The sequence below is a fragment of the Clostridium sp. CAG:221 genome (assembly GCA_000435835.1).
In the GTDB taxonomy this organism is placed as follows: domain Bacteria; phylum Bacillota; class Clostridia; order Clostridiales; family Clostridiaceae; genus Clostridium.
In genome coordinates this window covers 33,386-57,387 of the sequence record FR883414.1, presented here as the reverse complement: position 1 = coordinate 57,387, position 24,002 = coordinate 33,386, and the positions used below count along the sequence as shown (strand labels likewise).

General features: G+C 30.3%; 18 protein-coding genes. 8 read left to right on the top strand and 10 right to left on the bottom strand.

From position 1 onward, the window contains the following. Positions 1 to 8: 8 nt before the first annotated feature. The 4 genes from Q5O44_RS10910 (at position 9) to Q5O44_RS10895 (ending at position 6,150) form a co-directional block, all read left to right on the top strand. Positions 9 to 1,310, top strand: a complete 1,302-nt coding sequence (locus Q5O44_RS10910; RefSeq protein ID WP_308002294.1) for an L-aspartate oxidase — start codon at positions 9 to 11, stop codon at positions 1,308 to 1,310. Further along, positions 1,291 to 2,127, top strand: coding sequence for a carboxylating nicotinate-nucleotide diphosphorylase (nadC, locus tag Q5O44_RS10905; RefSeq protein WP_022168459.1), 837 nt, complete (start codon positions 1,291 to 1,293; stop codon positions 2,125 to 2,127). Before Q5O44_RS10910 ends, nadC begins: the two co-directional genes overlap by 20 nt. Before the next feature lie 384 nt (positions 2,128 to 2,511). After that, positions 2,512 to 4,743, top strand: a complete 2,232-nt coding sequence (gene pflB, locus Q5O44_RS10900; RefSeq protein WP_302637859.1) for a formate C-acetyltransferase — start codon at positions 2,512 to 2,514, stop codon at positions 4,741 to 4,743. 165 nt (positions 4,744 to 4,908) lie between these two features. After that, entirely contained in the window at positions 4,909 to 6,150 is a 1,242-nt protein-coding gene (locus Q5O44_RS10895) for a L,D-transpeptidase (RefSeq protein WP_022168457.1), read from the top strand. 49 nt (positions 6,151 to 6,199) lie between these two features. Here Q5O44_RS10895 and Q5O44_RS10890 read toward each other — a convergent pair whose 3' ends face one another. From Q5O44_RS10890 to Q5O44_RS10880, 3 genes are all read right to left on the bottom strand, one after another. Next, a complete protein-coding gene (locus Q5O44_RS10890; RefSeq protein ID WP_022168456.1) occupies positions 6,200 to 6,409 on the bottom strand; it encodes a heavy-metal-associated domain-containing protein in 210 nt (69 codons plus the stop codon). Positions 6,410 to 6,560: 151 nt separating this feature from the next. After that, entirely contained in the window at positions 6,561 to 8,990 is a 2,430-nt protein-coding gene (locus Q5O44_RS10885; protein ID WP_022168455.1) for a heavy metal translocating P-type ATPase, read from the bottom strand. 11 nt (positions 8,991 to 9,001) lie between these two features. Further along, the gene (locus tag Q5O44_RS10880) at positions 9,002 to 9,268 is read right to left on the bottom strand and encodes a metal-sensing transcriptional repressor (protein WP_022168454.1); all 267 of its coding nucleotides are present in this window, start codon (positions 9,266 to 9,268) and stop codon (positions 9,002 to 9,004) included. A gap of 311 nt (positions 9,269 to 9,579) precedes the next feature. On the opposite strand from Q5O44_RS10880, the gene Q5O44_RS10875 reads away from it, so the two are divergent. Beyond that, complete coding sequence (locus Q5O44_RS10875; RefSeq protein ID WP_022168453.1) at positions 9,580 to 10,137, top strand: NUDIX hydrolase; 558 nt, start codon at positions 9,580 to 9,582, stop codon at positions 10,135 to 10,137. A 37-nt stretch (positions 10,138 to 10,174) separates the two neighbouring features. Here the strand turns inward: Q5O44_RS10875 and Q5O44_RS10870 are convergent, their stop codons facing one another. Then, entirely contained in the window at positions 10,175 to 11,014 is an 840-nt protein-coding gene (locus Q5O44_RS10870; protein ID WP_022168452.1) for a metallophosphoesterase, read from the bottom strand. 182 nt (positions 11,015 to 11,196) lie between these two features. Between Q5O44_RS10870 and Q5O44_RS10865 the strand changes: the two genes are divergently transcribed. Further along, on the top strand, positions 11,197 to 11,697 hold the full coding sequence (locus Q5O44_RS10865; RefSeq protein ID WP_022168451.1) for a hypothetical protein: 501 nt from the start codon (positions 11,197 to 11,199) through the stop codon (positions 11,695 to 11,697). Between the two features lie 44 nt (positions 11,698 to 11,741). On the opposite strand, the gene Q5O44_RS10860 is transcribed toward Q5O44_RS10865, so the two are convergent. From Q5O44_RS10860 to Q5O44_RS10850, 3 genes are all read right to left on the bottom strand, one after another. Continuing rightward, complete coding sequence (locus Q5O44_RS10860; RefSeq protein ID WP_022168450.1) at positions 11,742 to 12,563, bottom strand: MerR family transcriptional regulator; 822 nt, start codon at positions 12,561 to 12,563, stop codon at positions 11,742 to 11,744. A 613-nt stretch (positions 12,564 to 13,176) separates the two neighbouring features. After that, positions 13,177 to 16,716, bottom strand: a complete 3,540-nt coding sequence (nifJ, locus tag Q5O44_RS10855; protein ID WP_022168449.1) for a pyruvate:ferredoxin (flavodoxin) oxidoreductase — start codon at positions 16,714 to 16,716, stop codon at positions 13,177 to 13,179. Between the two features lie 142 nt (positions 16,717 to 16,858). Further along, positions 16,859 to 17,539, bottom strand: a complete 681-nt coding sequence (locus Q5O44_RS10850; protein ID WP_022168448.1) for a Crp/Fnr family transcriptional regulator — start codon at positions 17,537 to 17,539, stop codon at positions 16,859 to 16,861. 280 nt (positions 17,540 to 17,819) lie between these two features. On the opposite strand from Q5O44_RS10850, the gene Q5O44_RS10845 reads away from it, so the two are divergent. Both Q5O44_RS10845 and Q5O44_RS10840 read left to right on the top strand, forming a co-directional pair. Next, entirely contained in the window at positions 17,820 to 19,067 is a 1,248-nt protein-coding gene (locus Q5O44_RS10845) for an FprA family A-type flavoprotein (RefSeq protein ID WP_022168447.1), read from the top strand. A 109-nt stretch (positions 19,068 to 19,176) separates the two neighbouring features. Continuing rightward, complete coding sequence (locus Q5O44_RS10840; protein ID WP_302637853.1) at positions 19,177 to 20,703, top strand: bifunctional UDP-sugar hydrolase/5'-nucleotidase; 1,527 nt, start codon at positions 19,177 to 19,179, stop codon at positions 20,701 to 20,703. Between the two features lie 154 nt (positions 20,704 to 20,857). Here Q5O44_RS10840 and Q5O44_RS10835 read toward each other — a convergent pair whose 3' ends face one another. From Q5O44_RS10835 to Q5O44_RS10825, 3 genes are read right to left on the bottom strand one after another with little or no spacing between them, the layout of a single operon-like run. Then, complete coding sequence (locus tag Q5O44_RS10835; RefSeq protein WP_022168445.1) at positions 20,858 to 21,610, bottom strand: ABC transporter ATP-binding protein; 753 nt, start codon at positions 21,608 to 21,610, stop codon at positions 20,858 to 20,860. 15 nt (positions 21,611 to 21,625) lie between these two features. Further along, entirely contained in the window at positions 21,626 to 22,417 is a 792-nt protein-coding gene (locus tag Q5O44_RS10830) for an ABC transporter ATP-binding protein (protein ID WP_022168444.1), read from the bottom strand. Between the two features lie 12 nt (positions 22,418 to 22,429). Beyond that, entirely contained in the window at positions 22,430 to 23,989 is a 1,560-nt protein-coding gene (locus Q5O44_RS10825; protein ID WP_022168443.1) for an ABC transporter substrate-binding protein, read from the bottom strand. Between the last annotated feature and the right edge of the window lie 13 nt (positions 23,990 to 24,002).

Here is a 24,002-nt window from a genome sequence, read left to right as displayed (position 1 = left end):
ATAAGATAATTAATATTGATACTGATATTGTAATAGTTGGTTCAGGAATTGCCGGATTATATTCTGCACTAAATATTCCTGAAAAATATAGCATAACTATTGTCACAAAAAAAGCTCTAGAAGATAGTAACAGTGCCTTAGCTCAAGGTGGAATATGTGTTTCTAAAGGCGAGTATGATATTAAACCATATATTGAAGATACTTTAAAGGCAGGTAAATATGAAAATGATATTGATGCTGTCACTGCTTTAGTTAATGAATCAAAGGAAAATGTAGACAAGCTTATTGAGTATGGAGTTGATTTTGATAAGCAACATGGAGAACTTTGTTATACTAAAGAAGCTGCTCACTCTACCAATAGAATTCTTCATGTTAAAGATGAAACTGGCAGATATATAATGGAATCTCTTTGTGAAAAGATCAAGCTAAGAAAAAATACTTTTATTTTAGAAAATACATTATGTTCAGATATCATTGAAAATAATAACAGTTGTCATGGAATAATTGCACTGAATAATAATATTCAATACAATATTCACTCACAATTTGTAATTATGGCTACAGGAGGAATTGGTGGATTATTTAAAAATTCTACTAATAGAAGACATATAACTGGAGATGGACTTAGTATTTGTAAAAAACATAATATTAAGTTAAAAAACTTAAACTATGTGCAATTCCATCCAACTGCTCTTTATATTAAAGGCTCTAGTGACAGAAGGCTTCTTATATCTGAGAGCGTTCGTGGAGAAGGTGCCTTAATAAAAAATAAACAAGGTGAACGCTTTATTGATGAACTACTTCCTCGTGATGTGGTTGCTAATGCTATTTATAATGAACTTAATTCTTCTGGTGAAGAGTGTGTTTATCTTGATTTAAGCACTATGAAACCTGAATATATAAAAAATAGATTTCCTTATATATATAAAGAATGCTTATCTCATGGTATAGATATTACCAAAGAATATATCCCTATCCATCCAGTACAGCATTACTTTATGGGAGGAATAGATGTTAACTTAAACAGTGAATCCTCCATGAAAAAACTTTATGCTGTTGGAGAATGTAGCTGCACTGGAGTTCATGGTGCCAATAGGCTTGCTAGCAACTCTTTACTAGAAGGATTGGTTTTTTCTAAACGAGCTGTTAATGATATATTAAGCAAATTTAAAGAAAATCAAGCACCATACGAAGCAACAAACATTAAAGCTTCATCTATGAGATTAGCAGAAGCAGAATTATTTGATACTGCTATTAATTTATTTAAAGATATGATTGGAGAAAAGAAAAATGAATTGGTTAATTGTTGATGAAATAATTAAAAATGCACTTAAAGAAGATATTCCTTCTGAAGATATAACAACCACTCCACTGGTAACAGAAAATAGTCTTTGTAGTGTAAACTTAATATCAAAAGAAGATGGTATTTTAGCTGGTGCCGAGGTATTTGCAAGAGTCTTTGCTCTACTAGGTGATGTAGATGTTTCTTTTAATAAAGAAGATGGAGATACTTTAAAAAAAGGTGAAATAATTGCTATTATCAAAGGTAAAACAAAAAATGTCCTTTTAGGAGAAAGAGTTGCTTTAAATTTATTACAAAGAATGTGCGGTATAGCAACTTTAACAAATAATTTCAACAAAAAACTTGTAGGAACTAAGACTAAATTAGCTGACACTCGTAAAACTACTCCTAATCTTAGGATTTTAGAAAAATATTCAGTAAAAATTGGTGGTGGAATAAATCATCGCTGTAATTTATCTGATGGAATATTAATAAAAGATAATCATATAGATGCTGCTGGTTCAATTACAAATGCTATAAATTTAATAAAAAAGAATTCTTCTTTCGTAAGAAAAATTGAAGTTGAAACAGAAAATTTAGATATGGTTAAAGAAGCACTGGAATGTAATGCTGATATAATAATGCTAGATAATATGTCTATAGATGAAATGAAAGAAGCTGTAGAACTTATTGGTAATAAAGCTATTATTGAAGCTTCCGGTAACGTAAATATGGAAACCATTCGCTCTATTGCAGAAACTGGTGTAGACTTAATTTCCGTAGGGGCTTTGACACATTCATACAAATCTTTTGATATTAGTATGAAAAATTTAATTTTACTTTAATCCTTTTTTGTTATACAATTTAATAGAATAAAATATATAAAGATATTGTTAAAATATTAACGATATCTTTTTGTTTTCTTATCGAATTATAGTATTTTTAAATTTCTAAGACATTTTTTAAGTTTTTATATTTTATTGAATTTTCAGTAAATTCAAACTTCTAAAAAATAATAACTTACTTTATTTTCCATTATGGTTTACCCTAGTATTTTCAAGGGTTTTCGGCTTTTTTTCTTTTTTTTTAATCGTTTAAATTTCTATTGCATTTTTCTAATAAAAATGATATATTTTATTTAACAACTATTATTAATTAATAGTATTTTTTACCAAATTGATTGTTTAACAATCGTTAAATTTTTTGTTTACAAAAAGAGGGGAGCAAACATGATGAAGGAATGGAATAACTTTAAACCAGGTAACTGGACTAAGGAAATCGATGTAAGAAACTTTATTCAACTTAACTACACTCCATACGAAGGAGATGATAGTTTCTTAGCTGGTGCTACTGAAGCTACAACTAAGTTATGGGCTGAAGTTAGTGAATTATTCAAAAAAGAAAGAGAAAACGGTGGAGTTTTAGATGTAGATACTGAAACAGTTTCAGGAATCAACGAATATGCTCCAGGATATATAGATCAAGCATTAGAAAAAATCGTTGGTGTTCAAACTGATGCACCTTTAAAGAGAGCTGTTATGCCTCAAGGTGGTATAAGAATGGCAGAAAGCGCTGCTAAATCTTACGGATATGAAGTATCTGCTAGAATATCTGAAATATTCTCAAAATACAGAAAAACTCATAACCAAGGTGTTTTCGATGCTTATACTGATGAAATGAGATTAGCTAGAAAATCTGGTATAATCACTGGTCTTCCAGATGCTTACGGTAGAGGAAGAATCATAGGTGACTACAGAAGAGTTGCTCTATACGGAGTTGACAGATTAATCGAAGATAAATTAGTTCAAAAGAAATCTTTAGAAGTTAAAACTATCGATGAAGATGTAATCAGATTAAGAGAAGAAATTTCTGATCAAATAGTTGCATTAAAAGAATTAAAAGCTATGGCTGCTTCTTACGGATTAGATATATCAGGACCAGCTTCAAACGCTAGAGAAGCTGTACAATGGTTATACTTCGGATTCTTAGCTGCTATAAAACAACAAAACGGTGCTGCTATGTCATTAGGTAGAACTTCTACTTTCTTAGACATCTACATCGAAAGAGATTTACAAAACGGTGTTATCACTGAAGAAGAAGCTCAAGAAATAATGGACCACTTCGTAATGAAGTTAAGATTAGTTAAGTTCTTAAGAACTCCAGAATACAACGACTTATTCTCAGGAGATCCAACTTGGGTTACTGAATCAATCGGTGGTATGGGATTAAACGGTAAAACATTAGTAACTAAGAACTCATTCAGAGTACTTAACACACTTTACACTTTAGGACCATCACCAGAACCAAACTTAACAGTTTTATGGTCAACTAGATTACCTCAAGGATTCAAAGATTTCTGTTCAAAGGTATCAATTGACACAAGTTCAGTTCAATACGAAAATGATGATTTAATGGCTCCATACTGGGGAGATGACTACGCTATCGCTTGTTGTGTATCTGCAATGAGAGTTGGTAAGCAAATGCAATTCTTCGGTGCAAGAGTTAACTTAGCTAAGACTTTACTATACGCTATAAACGGTGGTAGAGACGAAAAATCAGGTGTTCAAGTTGGACCTCAATTAGCTCCATTAACTGGTGAATATATAACTTACGACGAAGTAATGAACAGATTTGAAATAATGACAGACTGGTTAGCTAACCTTTATGTTAATACTTTAAATGTAATTCACTACATGCACGATAAATACTCATATGAAAGCTTACAAATGGCTTTACATGATAGAGATGTATTCAGAACTATGGCTTGTGGTATAGCTGGTTTATCTGTTTGTGCAGATTCATTATCAGCAATCAAATACGCTAAAGTTAAGCCAATAAGAAACGAAGAAGGAATAGCTGTTGATTTCGAAGTTGAAGGAGACTTCCCTAAATACGGAAACGACGATGATAGAGCTGATGAAATTGCTGTATACTTAGTTGAAAACATGATGAAGAAAATCAGACAAAACAAGACATACAGAAATGCATACCACACTCAATCAGTATTAACTATAACTTCAAACGTTGTTTACGGTAAGAAGACTGGTACTACTCCATGTGGTAGAAAAGCTGGTGAACCATTTGCTCCAGGTGCTAACCCAATGCACGGAAGAGATAACAGTGGATCTTTAGCTTCATTAAACTCAGTTGCTAAATTACCATATGAACATTCACAAGATGGTATCTCAAATACATTCTCAATAGTACCAGATGCTTTAGGAAAAACTCCTGAAGATAGAATCACTAACTTAAGTGCTATGATGGATGGATACTTCGGTCAAGATGCTCATCACTTAAACGTAAATGTATTTAACAGAGAAACTTTATTAGATGCTATGGATCACCCAGAAGAGTATCCACAATTAACTATCAGAGTTTCAGGATACGCTGTTAACTTCATTAAATTAACAAGAGAACAACAATTAGACGTTATAAACAGAACATTCCACAAATCAATGTAATTTATAATGTTTAATATGTAATAAGGGATAGCTTAGTCTATCCCTTATTTTTTATTTATGGAGGATTTACTAAATATGAAATAAAAAAATATACTAAAGAATAATGCAACTCTAATAATTACAATATTTCTAGCGTTAACCATTGCCATACTCTCTGCAAAATGTATGCTTTCTTCAAATAAAGATTATTTATCTATCATTAATAATCTTATTGAAGAACAAAATTATGATGATGCTTTAAACAAGATAAAAGAATTGCAAAATGATGACTCTATCACTTTAACTGATGAAGAAAATACTTCTTTAAACAACCACGAAAGCTTATTAAAAGATTATTTAAAGCTTGACCTTATTGATAGCCTTACAGAATATAATACTCAAATGCAGCTATTGCTTTCTAATCCATTATTGGAAAATAAATCATTTACAAAGATGTTTATATCATTAAAAAATTATGATGCTCTTCTTCAAATTGAGCTTGCTAGCTTTAATGACACAAAGAAAATAATCTTTGAAAGTATGGAAGAAAATATAGAAGAAGCTAAAAATTGCTTTAATCAATTAAAGGAAAAATATCCAAATGAAGATTATATCCAATTAGAAGAAGCCTTAAAAGCAAAAGAAGAACAAATAGCCATTGAAAAAGAAGAAGCTGCTAGATTAGAAGCTGAAGAAAAGGCTTTGGAGGAAGCCGCAAAATTAGAAGCTGAAAAAATATTAGAAACTGAAAATAACATAGAAACATCATCAATTACTTCTTCAAGTGAATCACACTCTTCTAATACTGTTTCTCAACCTAAAATAGCTTATACAAGTGCAGCTGCCAATTCAAGCCAGCTAATCACAGTTGTAAGCACTGGCGGTTCTAGTGCAGAACTAACATTATGGCAAAAAGATTCATCTGGTAACTGGTTTGAATATGACAGCATGTTCGCTCGTTTAGGTTCTGGAGGTATGAAATCTGCTAGCTTAGTTTACGAAATGGATATGTGTACTCCTACTGGAATTTATAGTTTATCAGAAGCCTTTGGCATAAACTCCAATCCTGGTTCTGGACTTCCTTATAGAGTTCTTGATGGATCAGAATACTGGGTAGATGATGAAAACTCACCATACTATAATACAATGCAATTTGGTGAGCCTAATGGTAGATGGTCTTCTGCTGAACACTTAAGTAGCATGGGTAGATCTTACTACTACTCTATTGTAGTTGATTATAACAGATGGCCTGTTATTCCTGGTAAAAGCTCAGCTATTTTCCTGCATGTTGATGTTGGTGTTCCAACTTGGGGCTGCATTGCCGTTGAAGAATCGAAAATGGTGAAAATCTTAAATTGGATTAGTTCTTCCGCAAACCCAAAAATCATTTTAGACTTTAGCTACGATAATATTTATAATAATTATTAATACATAATAATTAAAAAAGGTTCAGAATTTTACATCTGAACCTTTTTTATTATAAAACTTCTATTTTAACTACATCATATCCTTCATCTTCAATTACTTCTTTTAAAGCTTCATCATTAGCTGTAGTTTCAACTATTGCATTTTTTCCTTCTAAGCTAACTTCAACTGAAGTAACTCCATCTAAATCTTCTAAAGCTTCCTTAACATGACCTACACATTTATTACAGCTCATTCCTTCAATTAATATTTTCTTTTTCATAAAATCATCCCTTCTAATTTAATTATGAATTATGAATTACGAATGATGAATTTATGATGAAACTCACAGAGTTTCTAAAAGATACTATTTTTCTAAACTCCCTTAAAGGAGTTTATTCCTTAATTCATAACTCATCATTCATAATTCATAATTATTTAAATTTTTTCAGTCTTAATGCATTTAAAAGTACTGATACTGAACTAAAGCTCATGGCTGCTGCTGCAATCATTGGGTTTAACAATGGACCTCCAAAGATATGAAGTACTCCCATGGCAACTGGTATTCCTAAAACATTATATCCAAATGCCCAGAATAAATTTTCTTTAATATTCTTAATAGTTGCCTTGCTTAATCTTATTGCAGTAACAACATCTTTTAAATCACTTTTCATAAGAACTATATCTGCTGATTCAATGGCAACATCAGTTCCTGAACCAATGGCTATTCCTACATCTGCCTGTACAAGAGCAGGTGCATCATTGATTCCGTCACCAACCATAGCTACTTTTCTATTTTGTCCCTGTAGCTTTTTCACTTCATTTGCCTTATCTTCTGGCAGTACTTCAGCTAAAACTATATCTATTCCCACTGATTTAGCAATAGCTTCTGCTGTTTTTTTATTATCTCCTGTTATCATTGCTACATTCACATTCATTTTTTTAAGTTCCTCAATGGCAGCTTTACTATTTTCTTTTACAGTATCTGCTACTGCTATTATTCCACTTAATTTATTATTTATAGCAATATACATTGGAGTCTTTCCTTCTGTTGCAAGTCTATCACTTTCAACATGTAATGATTCGATATTTATATTGTTTTCTATCATTAACTTTTTATTTCCTAATAAAATATCTTTTCCTTCAATAGTAACTTCTATTCCATGTCCAGGAACTGCTTTAAAATGTTCAAGGCTTTTAAACTCTAAGCTTCTATCTTCTGCCTCTCTTACTATTGCTTCTCCTAGAGGATGCTCTGATCCCTTTTCTGCACTGGCTGCTAAAACTAATACTTCCTCTTCCTTTATACCATTACAAATTATATCAGTAACTTTAGGCTTTCCTTCAGTTATTGTTCCTGTTTTATCAAATACTATAGTATCTATCTTATATGTGGTTTCTAAAGCTTCTCCACCTTTAATTAATACACCATTTTCAGCACCTTTTCCTGTTCCAACCATAATTGCTGTTGGTGTTGCTAAACCTAATGCACATGGACATGCAATTACTAGTACCGAAATAAATATAGTTAAAGCAAATACAGTACTTTCACCAGCAATAAGCCATCCTACTGCAGCTATTATAGCTAAAGCCATAACTGTTGGAACAAAGTATGCAGCAATGATATCTGCCATTTTAGCTATTGGTGCTTTTGTTCCTTGAGCTTCTTCCACTAACTTTACAATTTGCGCTAAGGCTGTATCTTTGCCAACTTTAGTAGCTTTATATTTTATAAACCCAGCCTTATTTATACTAGCTCCTATTACAGTGCTTCCTATATTCTTTTCCACAGGAATACTTTCTCCTGTCAGCATTGATTCATCAATAGAAGTGCTTCCTTCTATAATTTCACCATCTACTGGAAGCTTTTCACCAGGCTTCACTAAAATTATATCCCCTACTATAACTTCTTCTATGGGAATACTTACTTCTTTTCCATTTTTAATAATAGTTGCAGTTTTAGGTGCTAACCCCATAAGCTTCTTTATAGCTTCTGAAGTTTTTCCCTTTGAAACAGCTTCAAGATATTTACCTAAAGTTATAAGTGTTAATATGACAACTGCTGATTCAAAATATAAATGCATTGCATAGTGAGTTTCCCCATTTAATATCTTATATATTGCAAATAAGCCATAAGCTACTGCTGCAGATGTCCCTATAGCAATTAATGAATCCATATTAGGACTTAGCTTAAATAAATTTTTATATCCAATCTTATAAAACTTATATCCTGCCACCATTACTGGTATAGTAAGAACTAATTGTATAAGTGCAAAATTTAATGGATTTTTCATAGGATCAATTATTGAAGGTAACGGCATACCTACCATATGACCCATACTTATAATAAGTAAAGGAACAGTAAATATCAGTGAAAAAATAAATCTATTTAAAAGTATCTTACTTTCATCTTTCTTTTTAGACACTTCTTTTATTTGATCCTCTTCTTTTATAAGTTTAAATCCAGCCTTGTCTACAGCTAATTTAATATCAGAATATCTTACTTTTTCTGCATCAACTCTTACCGTCAGTTTTTCTGTTGCAAAATTAACATTTGCACTTTCAACACCATCTATCTTTTTAGTTATTCTTTCAACTCTATTGGCACAAGCTGAACAACTCATTCCTTCAACCTTAAAGGTATAATCTCTCATATCTTTTCTCACAGAATATCCAGCCTTTACTATTGCTTCTTCAATTTTAGGAGCATCAATCTTGGCATCATCAAACTTTACCAATAAAGTTTCCGTAGCAAAATTTACACTTGCTTCTTCAACTCCATTCATTTTTTTCACTACTCTTTCGACTCTATTAGCACAAGCTGAACAAGTCATTCCATCAATTTTAAATGAACTACTTTTCATCTTTCCTCCTTTTACTTAGACATAACCTTTTGAAGTATGCTTATTATTTCTTCTATTTTTTCATCTCCATTATCATTCATACAGGCATCTTTAACACAGCTATGTAAATGATTTTCTAGAATAGTTAAATTTGCTTTTCTTAAAAGTGATTGTGCAGCCATAATTTGATTAGATATATCTACACAATATCTTTCATCTTCTATCATCTTAATAATTCCATCTATTTGCCCTCTTGCAGTTTTTAAAGATTGCAGAGCTTTTTTTCTTTCATCATTCATTACTTTTCCCTCTATTTACTACCCCTCCCCTAGGGGGTCTATTTAATTTTATTATATTCTTTAAATTTTCCTTGTCAATAATATTTTTCACTTTATATAATGCTATTTTATTAGATAAATTATAAGTGAATTCAGTAGCAAAAATAATTGTTTTATTTTCAATACTTTCACCTCATGGTGCGTACCAACCTAATATATAACAGTGTCTTAATGATTATCACTTTACCTAGAGTTTTTTTCAATTTTGTAGTAATATATTCTTAATTATTAATAATAAAAATCAAAACAATTTAATGTATAGAGGTAAAAATATGGAATGGGTAAAGCAAATAGAAAGATATAATCCTATTAATGAACAAGAGAAAAAAGATAAAGAAATTATACTAGACTTTATAAATAAAAATGATAATGTTTTATTTAGAGATAATGAAATAGCACATATAACAAGTTCTGGATTTATAGTAAATAAGTCTAGAAACAAAACTTTAATGATACATCATAATATTTACAATTCATGGGGATGGACTGGTGGTCATGCTGATGGTAATAGTGATTTAATTAAAGTTGCTATAAAAGAGGCTCAAGAAGAAACAGGTATAAAACATGTAAAACCTATAATAGATGATATATGTTCTATAGATATATTACCAGTAAATGCTCATATAAAAAGAGGAAAATATGTAGCAAGTCATCTTCATTTATCAGTAGCATATCTTTTAGAAGCAGATGAAAATGAAAAATTAGTTGTTAAAGTAGATGAAAATAGCGATGTTAAGTGGATCGATATAGATAAAATTTTTGAAGTAATTAATGAAGAACATATGAAGGATATTTATAAAAAACTAATTGAAAAAAGTAAAATGTATTAAAATAAGTAACTATCATAATAATCTCCTCAGGTGAATTTTATTCTATTGTTACAGTAACTATTTCCGGTCTATTAAATAACCTTAAAGGAAAACCGCTATTTCCAAGTCCTCTGTTAATAATAAGTTTTTTACTAGCTTCACTATGAACTCCTGCTGTATATTTAGGTAAAATTCCCTGCCCTGGTGCATAAAGTCCACCTACAAAAGGTAGTCTAAACTGCCCTCCATGAGCATGTCCTGAAAACATTAAATCAAATTTATATTTATAATATGATTTATCACCTATTGCTTTAAAATTTTCTGGATAATGGCACAAAACAAGCTTTATACCTGGTAGCTTGGCAAATTCCTGAAAAATTATAGAATAATCTTTGTACTGAAAATTTCCTTTTGCTCTTTTCATATAAGCTTCTGCTGAACCTTGTTCTTCCACCAAACCTAAAATATTAATCTTATTACCCTTAATAGTTATTGTTCTTATTTCATCTAATAAGACATTAACGTTATTCTCTCTTAATTTTATAATTATTTCTTCATACTTTACTGCTCTTGTTTCATGATTTCCAGGTATATAATATGTAGGAATCTTCATACTTATTTTTGATATAAAGTTTATTATCTCCATATATTTTTTTGAACTACAATCTATTATATCTCCTGTTAACAATATTAAATCTGGTTCTTCCTTTAATATCTTACTTAATAATTTATTATTTTCTTTTCCAAACTCCTTGCTATGTAAATCGGATAATTGAACTATTTTTATTTTTTCATTTAATTCCTTATTTATTGTAATTCTATTTATACTTATATTGTTATTTTCATAAAAACAAATAGCTCCTGCCATTGCTATTCCTATTGCTGATAAAAAATACATATCTTAACCTCTAAAATTTTTATCATTATTATACCATATAACTGGCATTTTTATTTTCTTTATATTTCATAAATTTTATTGCCTATTATTATTTCTTTCCAGTAATCTACTTATTACATTATCTTTCATTTGAAAGTATAATTTAAATAGCTTTAAAATTTATCTACATATTGGGGGATATTATGGATTGTATATCTTTTAAAGAAAATAATATGGACAACTTTAAGAACTATATTTGTAAATTTGAAGACAATAAACTTCTCTCTTCTTTTTTACTAAAAACAGATAGTAATACCATACATTCTATTAAAAATAGTATGACTATCTCACTTAAAAATATATCTTATTTTTCTAATAATAAAACTGCTTTACTTTTACTATTTAAATTTGCTGATAATGATAAATTAATTTATGGCAAATGGTTTAATTACTCTAATAATGCTGATAAAGAGCATTTAGAAATGATGCTTTTTCAAAAAGAAATACCTATTTTATTAATAGATTCAAAAACAAATGAGCAGTTTACTTTCTATGTAACTAATGATTTTTCATCTGGTATAAAAGAGCATATAAAAAAGACTAATTCTATAAAAATGAGCGATTTTGATTTTAATTCATATATTACTTACCTTGAAAGAAATATAAAATCTTTACCTAAGCTTTGGTATAGTATAGATGCATGAAAAAGAAGCTGTAATTTTACAGCTTCTTTCTCATATAAATTCTTTTATAGATTGTTTTTAGATACTATAGGAACTTGTATTTCAGTAAGCCATTCTTCTGGATCTTCCTTATTCCATATTCCATCTATATAGCTTTCTCTTGGGTTATCACAAGGTATATAATTATTTTCTTCAATCCATTTATACACTGCACTATATGCTTCTCCTAAAGTACTATAAGGTCCTTTATGCATTACACATGCTGCACTATCAACTTTATCAATTTTCTTAAATTTTATAGTTTCTGTATCTTTACCTCTTTTAGGAACAGCTTCACAAAATTCAATGTCTATATCTTTTTCTTTATATTCTCCATCATGATAAATATTAAAACAGTATTCAGGAACGCTGCACTTCATGCCTGGATTAGCATCACCTATCTCTTTGCCTATAGCTGGTATCACTTTAAAATAATCGTCATAGCTTTTTAGTATCATTCTTTTAGAATAAACAATAACCTCTGGTAATTCTTTTACTAACACTTCATATTTCATAATGAAATCCTCCTTTAAATTATGAAGATAATAATTAATTTGAGAAGCTTGCTTGTTACTTTCCTCTATGGCTTTTTCTAATTCTTTTTTTCTGTTTTCAAATATTTCTGTGGCTTTAATACCTTTTATTATTAAAGTTATTTCATCAATTGTAAAACCCATCTGTCTTAAAGCTTTTATCTTATGAATAATAGGAAGTTGCTCAGAAGTATAATACCGATAACCATTTTCCTCATCAACATAAGCTGGAATCAATAATCCTACTTCATCGTAATACCTAAGTGTTTTTACAGTTACTTTGTTAATCTTTGAAAACATACCTATTCTATACATTGCTTAATCCTCTCTTATTAATTACTTTTCCTTATGAAATAAGCATAAAACCTCCCCTAAGGGAAGAGTCAAGTGTAGTTTTTAAATTTTTTTTATATTTTTATTCTATCACTTTTACAGCCTTTAAATCACTATTAAATATGGTGAAACAGTGAATAACGCTACGCTAATTCACTTAATTAAGTCGTCACAATTCAGTTAAACAGTGCATATCGTTGCACTTATGCACTTAATTAAATCGCCATAAATGGCTAATGAAACGCTTATATTGCTACGCTCATAAGCTAGTTAAATTTTCAAATGCAAGCATATGAAAATTTAAGGTGAGAATTTCTCCGAAATTCTTTTCCAATATATATTTTTAGAAATTCCCTAAAAGGAATTTCCACCTTCATTAGCGAAAGCATTCATTAACGAAGTGTTCATTAGCTTGTCGTTTAATTAGCGTAGCGTTAATTTATAGAAACTCCCTTAAGAGTTTCCTCCTCAATTCATAATTCATAATTCATAATTCATAATTAAAAAAGTCAATTCCTTATTAGGAATTGACTTTTTTTGTTGTGTGTTATTAATAGAAGTATTTGTACTTATTTTATATTAAGTTTTATAAAAATTATTCTTGTTCTGCTAATTTTTTGTATTCTTCATATTTTCTCTTAGCATCTGCTTCTGCCATTGCAAATAACTCATCAGCTTGTTCTGGGTATTGTTTTGCAATTGCTGAGTATCTTACTTGATCCATTATGAAGTCTTTGAAGCTTCCTTGTGGCTCTTTTGAATCTAATACAAATGGATTCTTTCCTTGTTCTTTTAATGCTGGATTGAATCTATATAGATGCCAGTATCCTGCTTTAACAGCTTCATCCATGTTTCTTATAGAGAATCCCATTCCCTTCTTTAATCCATGGCTGATACAAGTTGAGTAAGCAATGATGATTGATGGACCATCATGAGCCTCTGCTTCTAACATAGCCTTAACTACTTGGTTCTTATCTGCTCCTATAGCTACTTGTGCTACATAAACATTTCCGTAAGACATCATCATTCTACCTAAGTTCTTCTTAGCTGATTTCTTACCTGATGCTGCAAATTTAGCCATTGCTGCTATTGGTGTAGATTTAGAACTTTGTCCACCTGTATTTGAGTAAATTTCTGTATCAAATACAAGAACATTTATATTATCTCCTGAAGCTAGTACGTGATCTAATCCACCGTATCCGATGTCATAAGCCCATCCGTCTCCTCCAAGGATCCATTGAGATCTCTTAACTAAGTAATCTCTTCTGTTGTTGATTTCTGCTAATAATTCTAATGCTTTAGCATCTTCTATATTGTTGTTATCTAATATAGCTTCAACTTCTGCACTGTAAACTTTTGAAAGTTCTCCATTTTCTTTGTTAGCTATCCAATTTCTGAAAGTTTCTTTATATTCTTCAGCTATTGAAGTTTCTAATAAAGCTTCCATATTCATAGCTATGTTGCTTCTCATTTGGTTTACAGCTAAGAACATACCATATCCAAATTCAGCATTATCTTCAAATAATGAGTTAGCCCAAGCTGGTCCCTTACCTTCGTGGTTAGTTGTGTATGGTGTTGAAGGTGCTGATCCACCCCAAATTGATGAACATCCAGTTGCATTAGCAATCATCATTCTATCTCCGAATAATTGAGTTGCTAGCTTAATGTATGCTGTTTCACCACAACCTGCACAAGCTCCTGAGAACTCGATAAGTGGAGTTTTAAATTGACTATCTTTAACTGTCTTACCTGGAGTTAAATCACCCTTGTAAGAAACTTTTTCTGATACTGCGAAATCCCAGTTTGGTATTTCTTTTTCTGTTTGAGTTGCAAGTGGCTCCATTTTTAATGCTTTACCTGGTGCTGGACATATGTCAACACAGTTAGCACATCCTGTACAGTCTAATGTACTTACTTGGATTCTGTAATTTAATCCTGCTAAAGCCTTTCCTGTAGCTTTCTTAGTTTCAAATCCTTCTGGTGCATTAGCTAATTCTTCATCACTTACAAGAACTGGTCTAATACATGCATGTGGACAAACAAAAGCACATTGGTTACATTGGATACATTTTGCAGTTTCCCATTCTGGTACTTCTGAAGCAATTCCTCTCTTTTCATATGCTGCAGTTCCTGCTGGGAATGTACCATCTTCTATTCCATTGAATGCACTTACTGGTAACTTATCTCCTTCAAGTGCGTTCATTGGGTTCATGATATTCTTAACGAAATCAGTAACTTTCTTAGTTTCAACAACTTCTGCATCTTCTGCATCTTTCCATGAAGCTGGAACATTTATCTTAACTAATGAGTTCATACCTCTTTCAACAGCTTCAAAGTTCATGTTAACAACCTTGTCACCTTTTTTACCGTAAGCTTTTTTAATTGAAGCCTTTAAGTAATCTTTAGCTTCATCTTCTGGTATGATTTCAGCTAATTTGAAGAATGCTGATTGCATTATCATGTTGATTCTTCTACCTAAACCAATTTCAGTAGCTATTTTAGTAGCATTAATTGTATATAAGTTTATTTCATTTTCAGCAATGAATCTCTTCATTTTTGCTGGTAATTTACTTTCTAATTCTTCTTCAGTCCAGATACAGTTTAATACGAAGTTTCCACCTTTTCTAAGACCTTTTAATACGTCATATTGATTTACGTATGCTTGAACGTGGCATCCAATATAATCAGCTTCATCTATAAGGTAAGTTGATCTTATTGGTTGATCTCCAAATCTTAAGTGAGACATTGTAGCTCCACCAGATTTCTTTGAGTCATATGCAAAGTAAGCTTGTACATATTTATCTGTATTTTCACCGATAATCTTGATTGCTTGTTTGTTAGCACCAACAGTTCCGTCTGATCCTAATCCCCAGAACTTACATCTTACTGTTCCTGGAGTTACAACTCTTAATTCTTCTTCAACTGGAATTGAAGTGTTTGTAACGTCATCTTCTATACCAACAGTAAAGTTATTTTTAGCATCTTCTTTCTTAAGGTTGTCAAATATAGCCTTAATGTGTGTTGGAGTAACATCTTTTGAAGCTAATCCGTAACGTCCACCAATGATTACTGGTCTATTTTCTTTTTCATAGAATGCAGTACGTACATCTAAGTATAGAGGCTCTCCAATTGAACCTGGTTCTTTAGTTCTATCCATTACACAAATTTTTTCTGCTGTAGCTGGTATAGCCTTTAAGAAGTGTTCAGTTGAGAATGGTCTAAATAAGTGAACTTTAACTAAACCATATTTTTCTCCTCTAGCATTTAATTCATCTATAGTTTCCTCAATTGCTTCTGTAACTGATCCCATAGCAACAATAACATGCTTAGCATCTTCAGCTCCATAGTAATTGAATAATCCGTAATTTCTTCCTGTAAGTTCACTCATTTTACCCATGTATTCTTCAACTACAGGTATTATGTTATTGTAGAACTTATTTGAAGCTTCTCTTGTTTGGAAGTAGATATCTGAGTTTTGAGCTGTTCCTCTTGTCACTGGGTGATTTGGAGATAATGCTCTGTTTCTAAACTCTTGAAGTGCTTCCATATCTACTAAGCTTGCATAATCTTCATAATCTAAAACTTCAACTTTTTGAATTTCATGTGATGTTCTAAATCCATCAAAGAAATTAATGAAAGGTAATCTTCCTTTAATTGCTGCAAGGTGTGATACTGGAGCTAAGTCAGCTACTTCTTGAACTGAACCAGCAGCAAGCATTACACATCCTGTCATTCTTGCTGACATAACGTCTTGATGGTCACCAAATATTGATAATGCTTGAGAAGCTAATGCTCTAGCACTTACATGGAATACACCTGGTAATAATTCTCCTGCTACTTTATACATATTTGGAAGCATTAATAATAAACCTTGTGATGCAGTAAATGTAGTAGTTAATGCACCTGCTTGTAATGAACCGTGGAATGCTCCAGCAGCACCTGCTTCTGATTGCATTTCAACAACATTAACAGTTTGTCCAAATATATTTTTCTTTCCTTGAGCTGCCCATTCATCTACAACTTCTGCCATTGTAGTTGAAGGAGTTATAGGGAATATAGCTGCAACATCTGTATATGCATAAGCAACATAAGCAGCAGCAGTATTTCCATCAATAGTCATCATTTTCTTTGCCATGATAAATACCGTCCTTTTCTACTAGTTAAGTAATAATAATTATCTTCTAGGAAGTATTATAACTTCTATTTTTTATTTTTTCTAGTGTTTTATATAAGATTATCAGATTGAAATTTACTATTATATCCATAAAAAAAATTTATTATAATAATTCATTTAAATCTTTTAATATCTGAATCTTTCCTCTAAGCATTTTAATGAATCCTTGTTTTTCAATCTTCTTTAAGCTTCTACTTACAACTTCTCTAGTAGAATCAATCTCAAAGGCTAATTCACTATGAGTAGCATAAATACTCTTAGAATTCTTACTCATTAAAAGCTTAACTAATCTCTTTTCGAGACTTTCATGCCTATTAGATTCCTTATCTCTAATAATAATTTGATGTTTTCTATATAGGTCATTATACATATATCTTAAAAATTTTATATCCTGCTTCAAATACCTTTTGGCAATTCCACAAGGAATTACGCAAATTTCTGAATCAACAAGTGCTCTTGCGCAGATATTTAAGTTATCTTCTTCCTTAAAACAATTAGACAATTCATTACAAAGCTGGCCTTCCTTTAAATCATATAGATTTGTTTCTTTTCCTCCAGCATTCATTCTTTGAATTTTTATAAGTCCTTTAACTATGAAGATAAATCCCTTACACCCTTCCCCATCGTTAGATAGGTATTGATCTGTATTTAAAGTCTTAAAAACAGCATTTTGGCTTAATATACCATCGCTTTTTTCATCTAAAATTTTTAATAGAGGGTATACTTCATAAAGAGAATCTATTTTTCTCTTTTGCTCATTAACATCTTTAACATAGGTTAACATTTTCATTCCTCACTTATTACTTTACAACTTTCAACATTTTTTTTGTGTGACTTAGTCACATTATATCTTCTTTTTTAATAATAAACTAGAAAAATTTTAAAATAGATTTTATGGAATAATATAACTATATAAAAACACATGCTTTCTATTGTATAATAATTTAGTATTTTTGAAATTCTCTGAATATTTCATAAATTTAACAGTTGTTGACAATAGTTATCCATAGATTATAATTATTATATGAATAAAAATTTGATAAATAGAAGAGGTGCTTATATTCATGTGTAAAACAATAAGTATTAATCCTGATTTAACTTGGGTTGGAGCTTTAGATCCAAACTTAAGAATTTTTGATATTATAATGGAGACAAAGTTTGGTACAACTTACAATTCATACGTATTAAAAGGTACTGAGGGAGTTGCCATATTTGAAACAGTAAAAGAAAAATTCTTTGATGAACATTTAGAAAAGATAAAATCAGTTGTAAAACCTGAAGATATAACATATATAGTGGTAAACCACACAGAGCCTGATCATGCTGGTTCAGTTGGAAAACTTTTAGAGTTTGCTCCTAATGCCACTGTTGTTGGAAGCAGTCTTGCAATAAGATACATGGGACAAATAATGAATAAACCTTTCAAGAACAAAATTGTTAAAGATGGCGAAACTATTTCACTTGGAAATAAGACAATCAAGTTCTTAAGCGTACCTCAATTACACTGGCCAGATACAATGTATTCATATGTAATTGAAGATGAAACTCTTATAACTTGTGACTCATTTGGAGCTCACTACAGCGATGAACGTGTTATAAAAAGTCAATTAGAAGCTGAAAAAGAAGATGACTATATAGAAGCATATAACTACTACTTCTCAATGATAATGGGACCTTTCAAACCTTTTGTATTAAAGGCATTAGATAAGATAAAAGATTTATCAATTAAATTTATTTGCCCTGGTCATGGTATGGTTTTAGATGGTGCTAACATTGAAAAATACATGGAATTATATAGAGAATGGAGTCAACCAGTTAAAAGAGAAACTCCTAGCATAGTTATTCCATATGTAAGTGCTTATGGCTACACTGCTGAACTAGCTGAAAAAGTTAAAGAAGGTATTGAATCTTTAGAGGAAAATGTTGATGTATTAATGTATGACTTAGTTTATGCCGATATAAATGAAGTTATTGCTGAAATTAATAAATGTAGTGGATTATTAATAGGTTCACCTACTTTATTAGCTGATACACTTCCTCCAATTTGGACTATACTTGGATCATTAAATCCTGTAATTCATAGAGGATTACATGCAAGCTGCTTTGGTTCATATGGATGGAGCGGAGATGCACTTAAAAATATTGAACAAAGATTTAATCAACTTAAATTCACAATTCCAGTTGCACCACTTGGAGTTATGTTTAAGCCAAGCGAAGATGAATTAGAAAAAGCATTTGCTTTTGGACATGACTTTGCTAAAGAAACTTTACAATGTGTAAATGGCGGACAATGCAATATTCAAGCACAATAAATTAATGAAAGGGAATTCAACTTAGAATTCCCTTTCATTTTAAATTTTAATCAAATTATTTATCATTGTGTTATAATTTATGTGCTTAAAAATTTACTAAATAAGAGGAATGATACTTGCAATGAAAGAACTAAAGATTTATTTCACCTCTGATCTTCATGGATATGTTTATCCAACAGACTATACTCAAAGATCAGAAAAAAATATTGGATTACTAAATATTATTAATGAGTTTAATAAAGATGGTAACACATTAATAATTGATGCTGGAGATACTATACAAGGATCACCATTTACTAATTATTTAAGTAGCTCTCAGTTTGATTTACATCCAATTGCTGCTATTATGAATGCTGGTGGATATGATTTTATTACCCTTGGTAATCATGATTTTAATTATGGCAGAGAATACTTAAAAAAATATTTAAATAACTTAAACGCCACATGTCTTTGTGCTAATGTTACAGATACAACTGGGGAACTACCAATAGTACCTTACAAAATTAAAACTATGGAAAATGGATTAAAAATAGGTTTACTTGGATTTACTACTGACTTTATTAATAGATGGGAACGTCCTGAAAATATAGAAAATATATCTATAACAGATACTTTTGATGCAGTAAAAAAATATTATGATATTGTAAAGAAACAATGTGATTTAATCATAGGTATTTATCATGGTGGATTTGAAAACGACTTAGAATCACATAAGCAATTAAGTACTACTACTGAAAATATTGCTTATAAAATATGTAAAGAGTTTGATTTTGATATTCTTCTTACTGGACATCAACATATGTCTATAGCAAATATGAATATTCATGGTACCCATATAGCTCAAACTCCTCATAACGGAAGCAAATTCTTAGAATTAAACCTTACTATAAATGATGATAACTCAATTAATATAAAGTCAGCTTTAAAAGATATATCAATTAATCCAAACAAAGAAATGTATGATAAATTCTTGCCTCTTGAAAATAAAGTTCAACACTGGCTAGATACACCTGTAGGCTTCTTAGATAGCGAGCTTCAGCCTACGTCACATTTAGATATGGCTTTAAATGGTTCAAATTTAGCTAACTTTATAAATCAAGTTCAACTTGAAACTAGTAAAGCAGATATATCATGCACTTCTTTTGCAAATGTAATAAAAGGCTTCAATAAAAATGTTACTGTAAGAGATATTTTATCAACTTATCCATATCCAAATACATTAGCTGTTATTGAAGTTAATAGAGAAATATTAAAATTAGCTTTAGAAAGATGTGCTAGTTACTTTGATAATGATAATGGTAAAATATCAATATCTGAAAATTTCTTAAAACCTAAAGTAGAGCACTATAATTATGACTACTTTGCAAATATAAACTATACTTTTGATTTAAATAAGGAAGTTGGTAATAGAGTTGTTTCAATTAAATATAAAAATGAAGAATTATCAAACGATGAAACTTTAACACTAGTTATGAATAATTATAGATCTAGTGGTGCTGGTGGATATGAATTCTATGAAAACTGCAAAGTTATTAAAGAAATATTAGTTGAAATGCCTGAAATAATTATAAATTACTTTAAAAACAATCCTAAAGTAGTTGTAGATACAGCTAGATACTATACTACTTTAATATAATAAAAAATCATATTTTAAGCTACGTCTTTTTTCTCAAAATGACGTAGCTTTTATTTATTACAATTAATCTATATTTCACATACAATCTTAAAATCTTTTATTAATTAAATGATTCATTTTTCCCCTCCATATTTACTGAAATATTATATTAAAATTAAATAACTGAACTAATAAGCTTTTTAGTAAACATTTGACTTGGATTTAAAATCACCTCATTTGGAATACCTTCTTCAATAATTTTTCCCTTATCCATAACTAATACATAATCACAAAACTGTTGTACTAATGCTATATCATGACAAATAAATAGTATTGCCATATTTCTATTTCTTTGTATATTTTTTAATAAATTCATAATTTTATATTGAACTGTTACATCCAATGCACTAGTTGCTTCATCACAAATAAGTAATTGTGGATCACTGGCTAAAGCCCTTGCTATTGCAGCTCTTTGACATTGACCTCCACTTACCTCCTTAGGATATCTATCTGCTAAATCATATGATAACTGGCATTCTTCAAAAAGCTTTTTTAATTTAACTTCTTTTTCTTCTGAAGTTAATATTTTTTTCATAGCTTCTTTAATGGATTTTCCTAATTTAATTCTTGGATTAAATGATTCTGTAGGCATTTGAAATACCATCTGGATTTTCCCTTGAATTTCTTTAAGTCTAATTTTATTTTGAGGACTTAACTTATTTCCACTTAGTATAATTTCCCCTTCATCAAAATTAAGCAATCCTAAGATAACTCTAACTGTTGTGCTTTTCCCACAACCACTTTCTCCAACAATTCCAACGCACTGCCCTTTCTTAACAGTAAAGCTAACATCATTTATTACAGTATTACTTTCACCATCTTTTAAAAATGTTTTTTTTATAGATGAAACCTTCAATATTTCTTGCAATAATAATCACCTCCACTAAACTACCTTTTTCCTTAATTTTGGCATTGCATTAATTAATTCTTTAGTATACGTCATTGTAGGATAGTTAAATATATTTTCTGTTAAATTCTGTTCCACACATTTTCCATCTTTCATTACTAATGCTTTGTCGGTCATTAAGGAAATTACCCCCATATTATGACTTACAATTATTATTGTAGTTCCAAATTTTTTTCTTAAATTCATAAGTTCACCTATAACTTTACATTGAACTGTTACATCTAATGCACTAGTAGGTTCATCAGCTAATATTATTTTAGGATTACATGCCATAGCCATCATTATTCCTGCCCTTTGATTCATACCACCTGATAATTCAAAAGGATAACTCTTAAGAAACTTTTTCGGATCTTTAATATTAAGTTCTCTTAATATTTCTTCTCCCCTTGCTAGTGCTTCCTTTTTAGTAATTTTCATATTAGCTTTCATTAAATCATATAATTGATTTCCTATTGTTCTAATTGGACAGAAAGATGATTTACAATCTTGAAATATCATCCCTATAGCCTTACCTCTAATTTTCATCAATTCTCTTTTATTTAAATTAGTAATATCTTTTCCTTCATATAGTATATTTCCTTCTATAATTTGGCCTCCCTCTCCTAGAATACCTATTATAGATTTTATAAGTGTACTTTTTCCACTTCCTGATTCTCCTACTATTCCAATGATTTCTCCCTCTTGCACAGTGATAGAAATATCATTAACTACAATCTTATCATCATATTTTATAGATATATTTTTTAACTCAAGTAAAGGCTTGCTCATATGTCCCCCTATTTATTCTACTGAAAGTTCTGATGTAATCTCATAATAATCTGAAGGATGAGCTTCAAATCCAGAAATGTTTGATTTCATTACAAACGACATTTTTAAATGTGAAGCAAAAATAAATGAACAATCATCTAAAATAATTTGTTGCATTTTTGTTGCTAATTTTGCTCTTTCCTCAGTATCAAATGTATTACTCATTTCAATATATAAATTTTCTAATTCTTCACTGTAATATTTTCCACGATTCTTAGCTGATTCTTTTAAAGCATGTGTTGTAAAGAAATATGCTGGATCTCCTGTAGGTGCTGTAACAAAGGCACTGGCATAAATATCCCATTCTCCACTCTTTAAAAAGTCTGAATGATTTGCTGTTGAATTAACTTGTACATCAATTCCTATTTCCTTTAAAGTTGATTGTACTGATTCAGCAAGAAGTGGTAATTCTTGTCTACCAGGATATGTTAACCATCTTATAGTTAAATTTTCTCCATTTTTATCTACATATCCATCTCCATTTGTATCTTCCCAACCTGATTCACCTAATAATTTCTTTGCTTCATCAAGATTGTATTCTGGAGCTATTACAGTTTTATCACCAAATGTAAAGTTCTCTGGAAATGGTCCTACTGCTGGGCTTCCATTACCATTTAATAATACAGTTGTAAATCCTTCTTTATCTATAGCTGATGCTATTGCCTTACGAACATTAATATCTTTAAGATTTTCATTATCATAATTTATAGCTCCAAAAAACGTACGTGATGTATTTGTTGAGCTTATCTTATAATCATCATTATTTTCAAACAATTGTAAACTTGCATATGGTAAACCTTGTGTTGCATCTATTTCACCACTTTGAAGTGCCATAGTAAGGGTATCTCCATCTGTAATTGTCTTAACTATTACACGGTCAGTTTTTACTTTACCACCCCAATAATTATCATTTTTCACCAATTCAATTTCTGAATCTGATATTTTCTCTGCTATAAATGGTCCTGTTCCAGCTACATTTCTATCCTCAGTAACTCCATATTCCATATCTATTATTGCTCCATACGGATCACTTAAATAATTTAATAAGTCTACAACCTTTTTGTTGCAAGTTATTGTAATACTTTGACCATCAGCTTCTATTTTAGATATATCTAAGTCACCAGGTGCTCTATCATGAACAGCAATAAGATTTTCTAAACATTCCTTAACTGACTCTCCATCCATTTTTCTTCCACTACTAAAATAAACATCATCTCTTAAATTTATCTTCATAGTATTATCATCAATTTTTTCATATCCAGTTGCAAGCCATGGCTCTAATTCCATACTTTCATTAAATTTAAATAATGTTTCTCCAACACCATATCTTACAGTTGACCACCCTGAATAATTATCATGAGGATTTAATCCTGCATTCCCCATTTCTGGACCATAGGCTGTTGTTCCATAAGTAAATACCTTTTCATTTACTTTATCAATATTAGTTTTTTCTGAATTATTTCCACATCCAGTTAACATAGATGCAAATATACAACCTGCCATTAATAAAGTTATTAATTTATTTTTTCTCATTTAATCTTCTCCC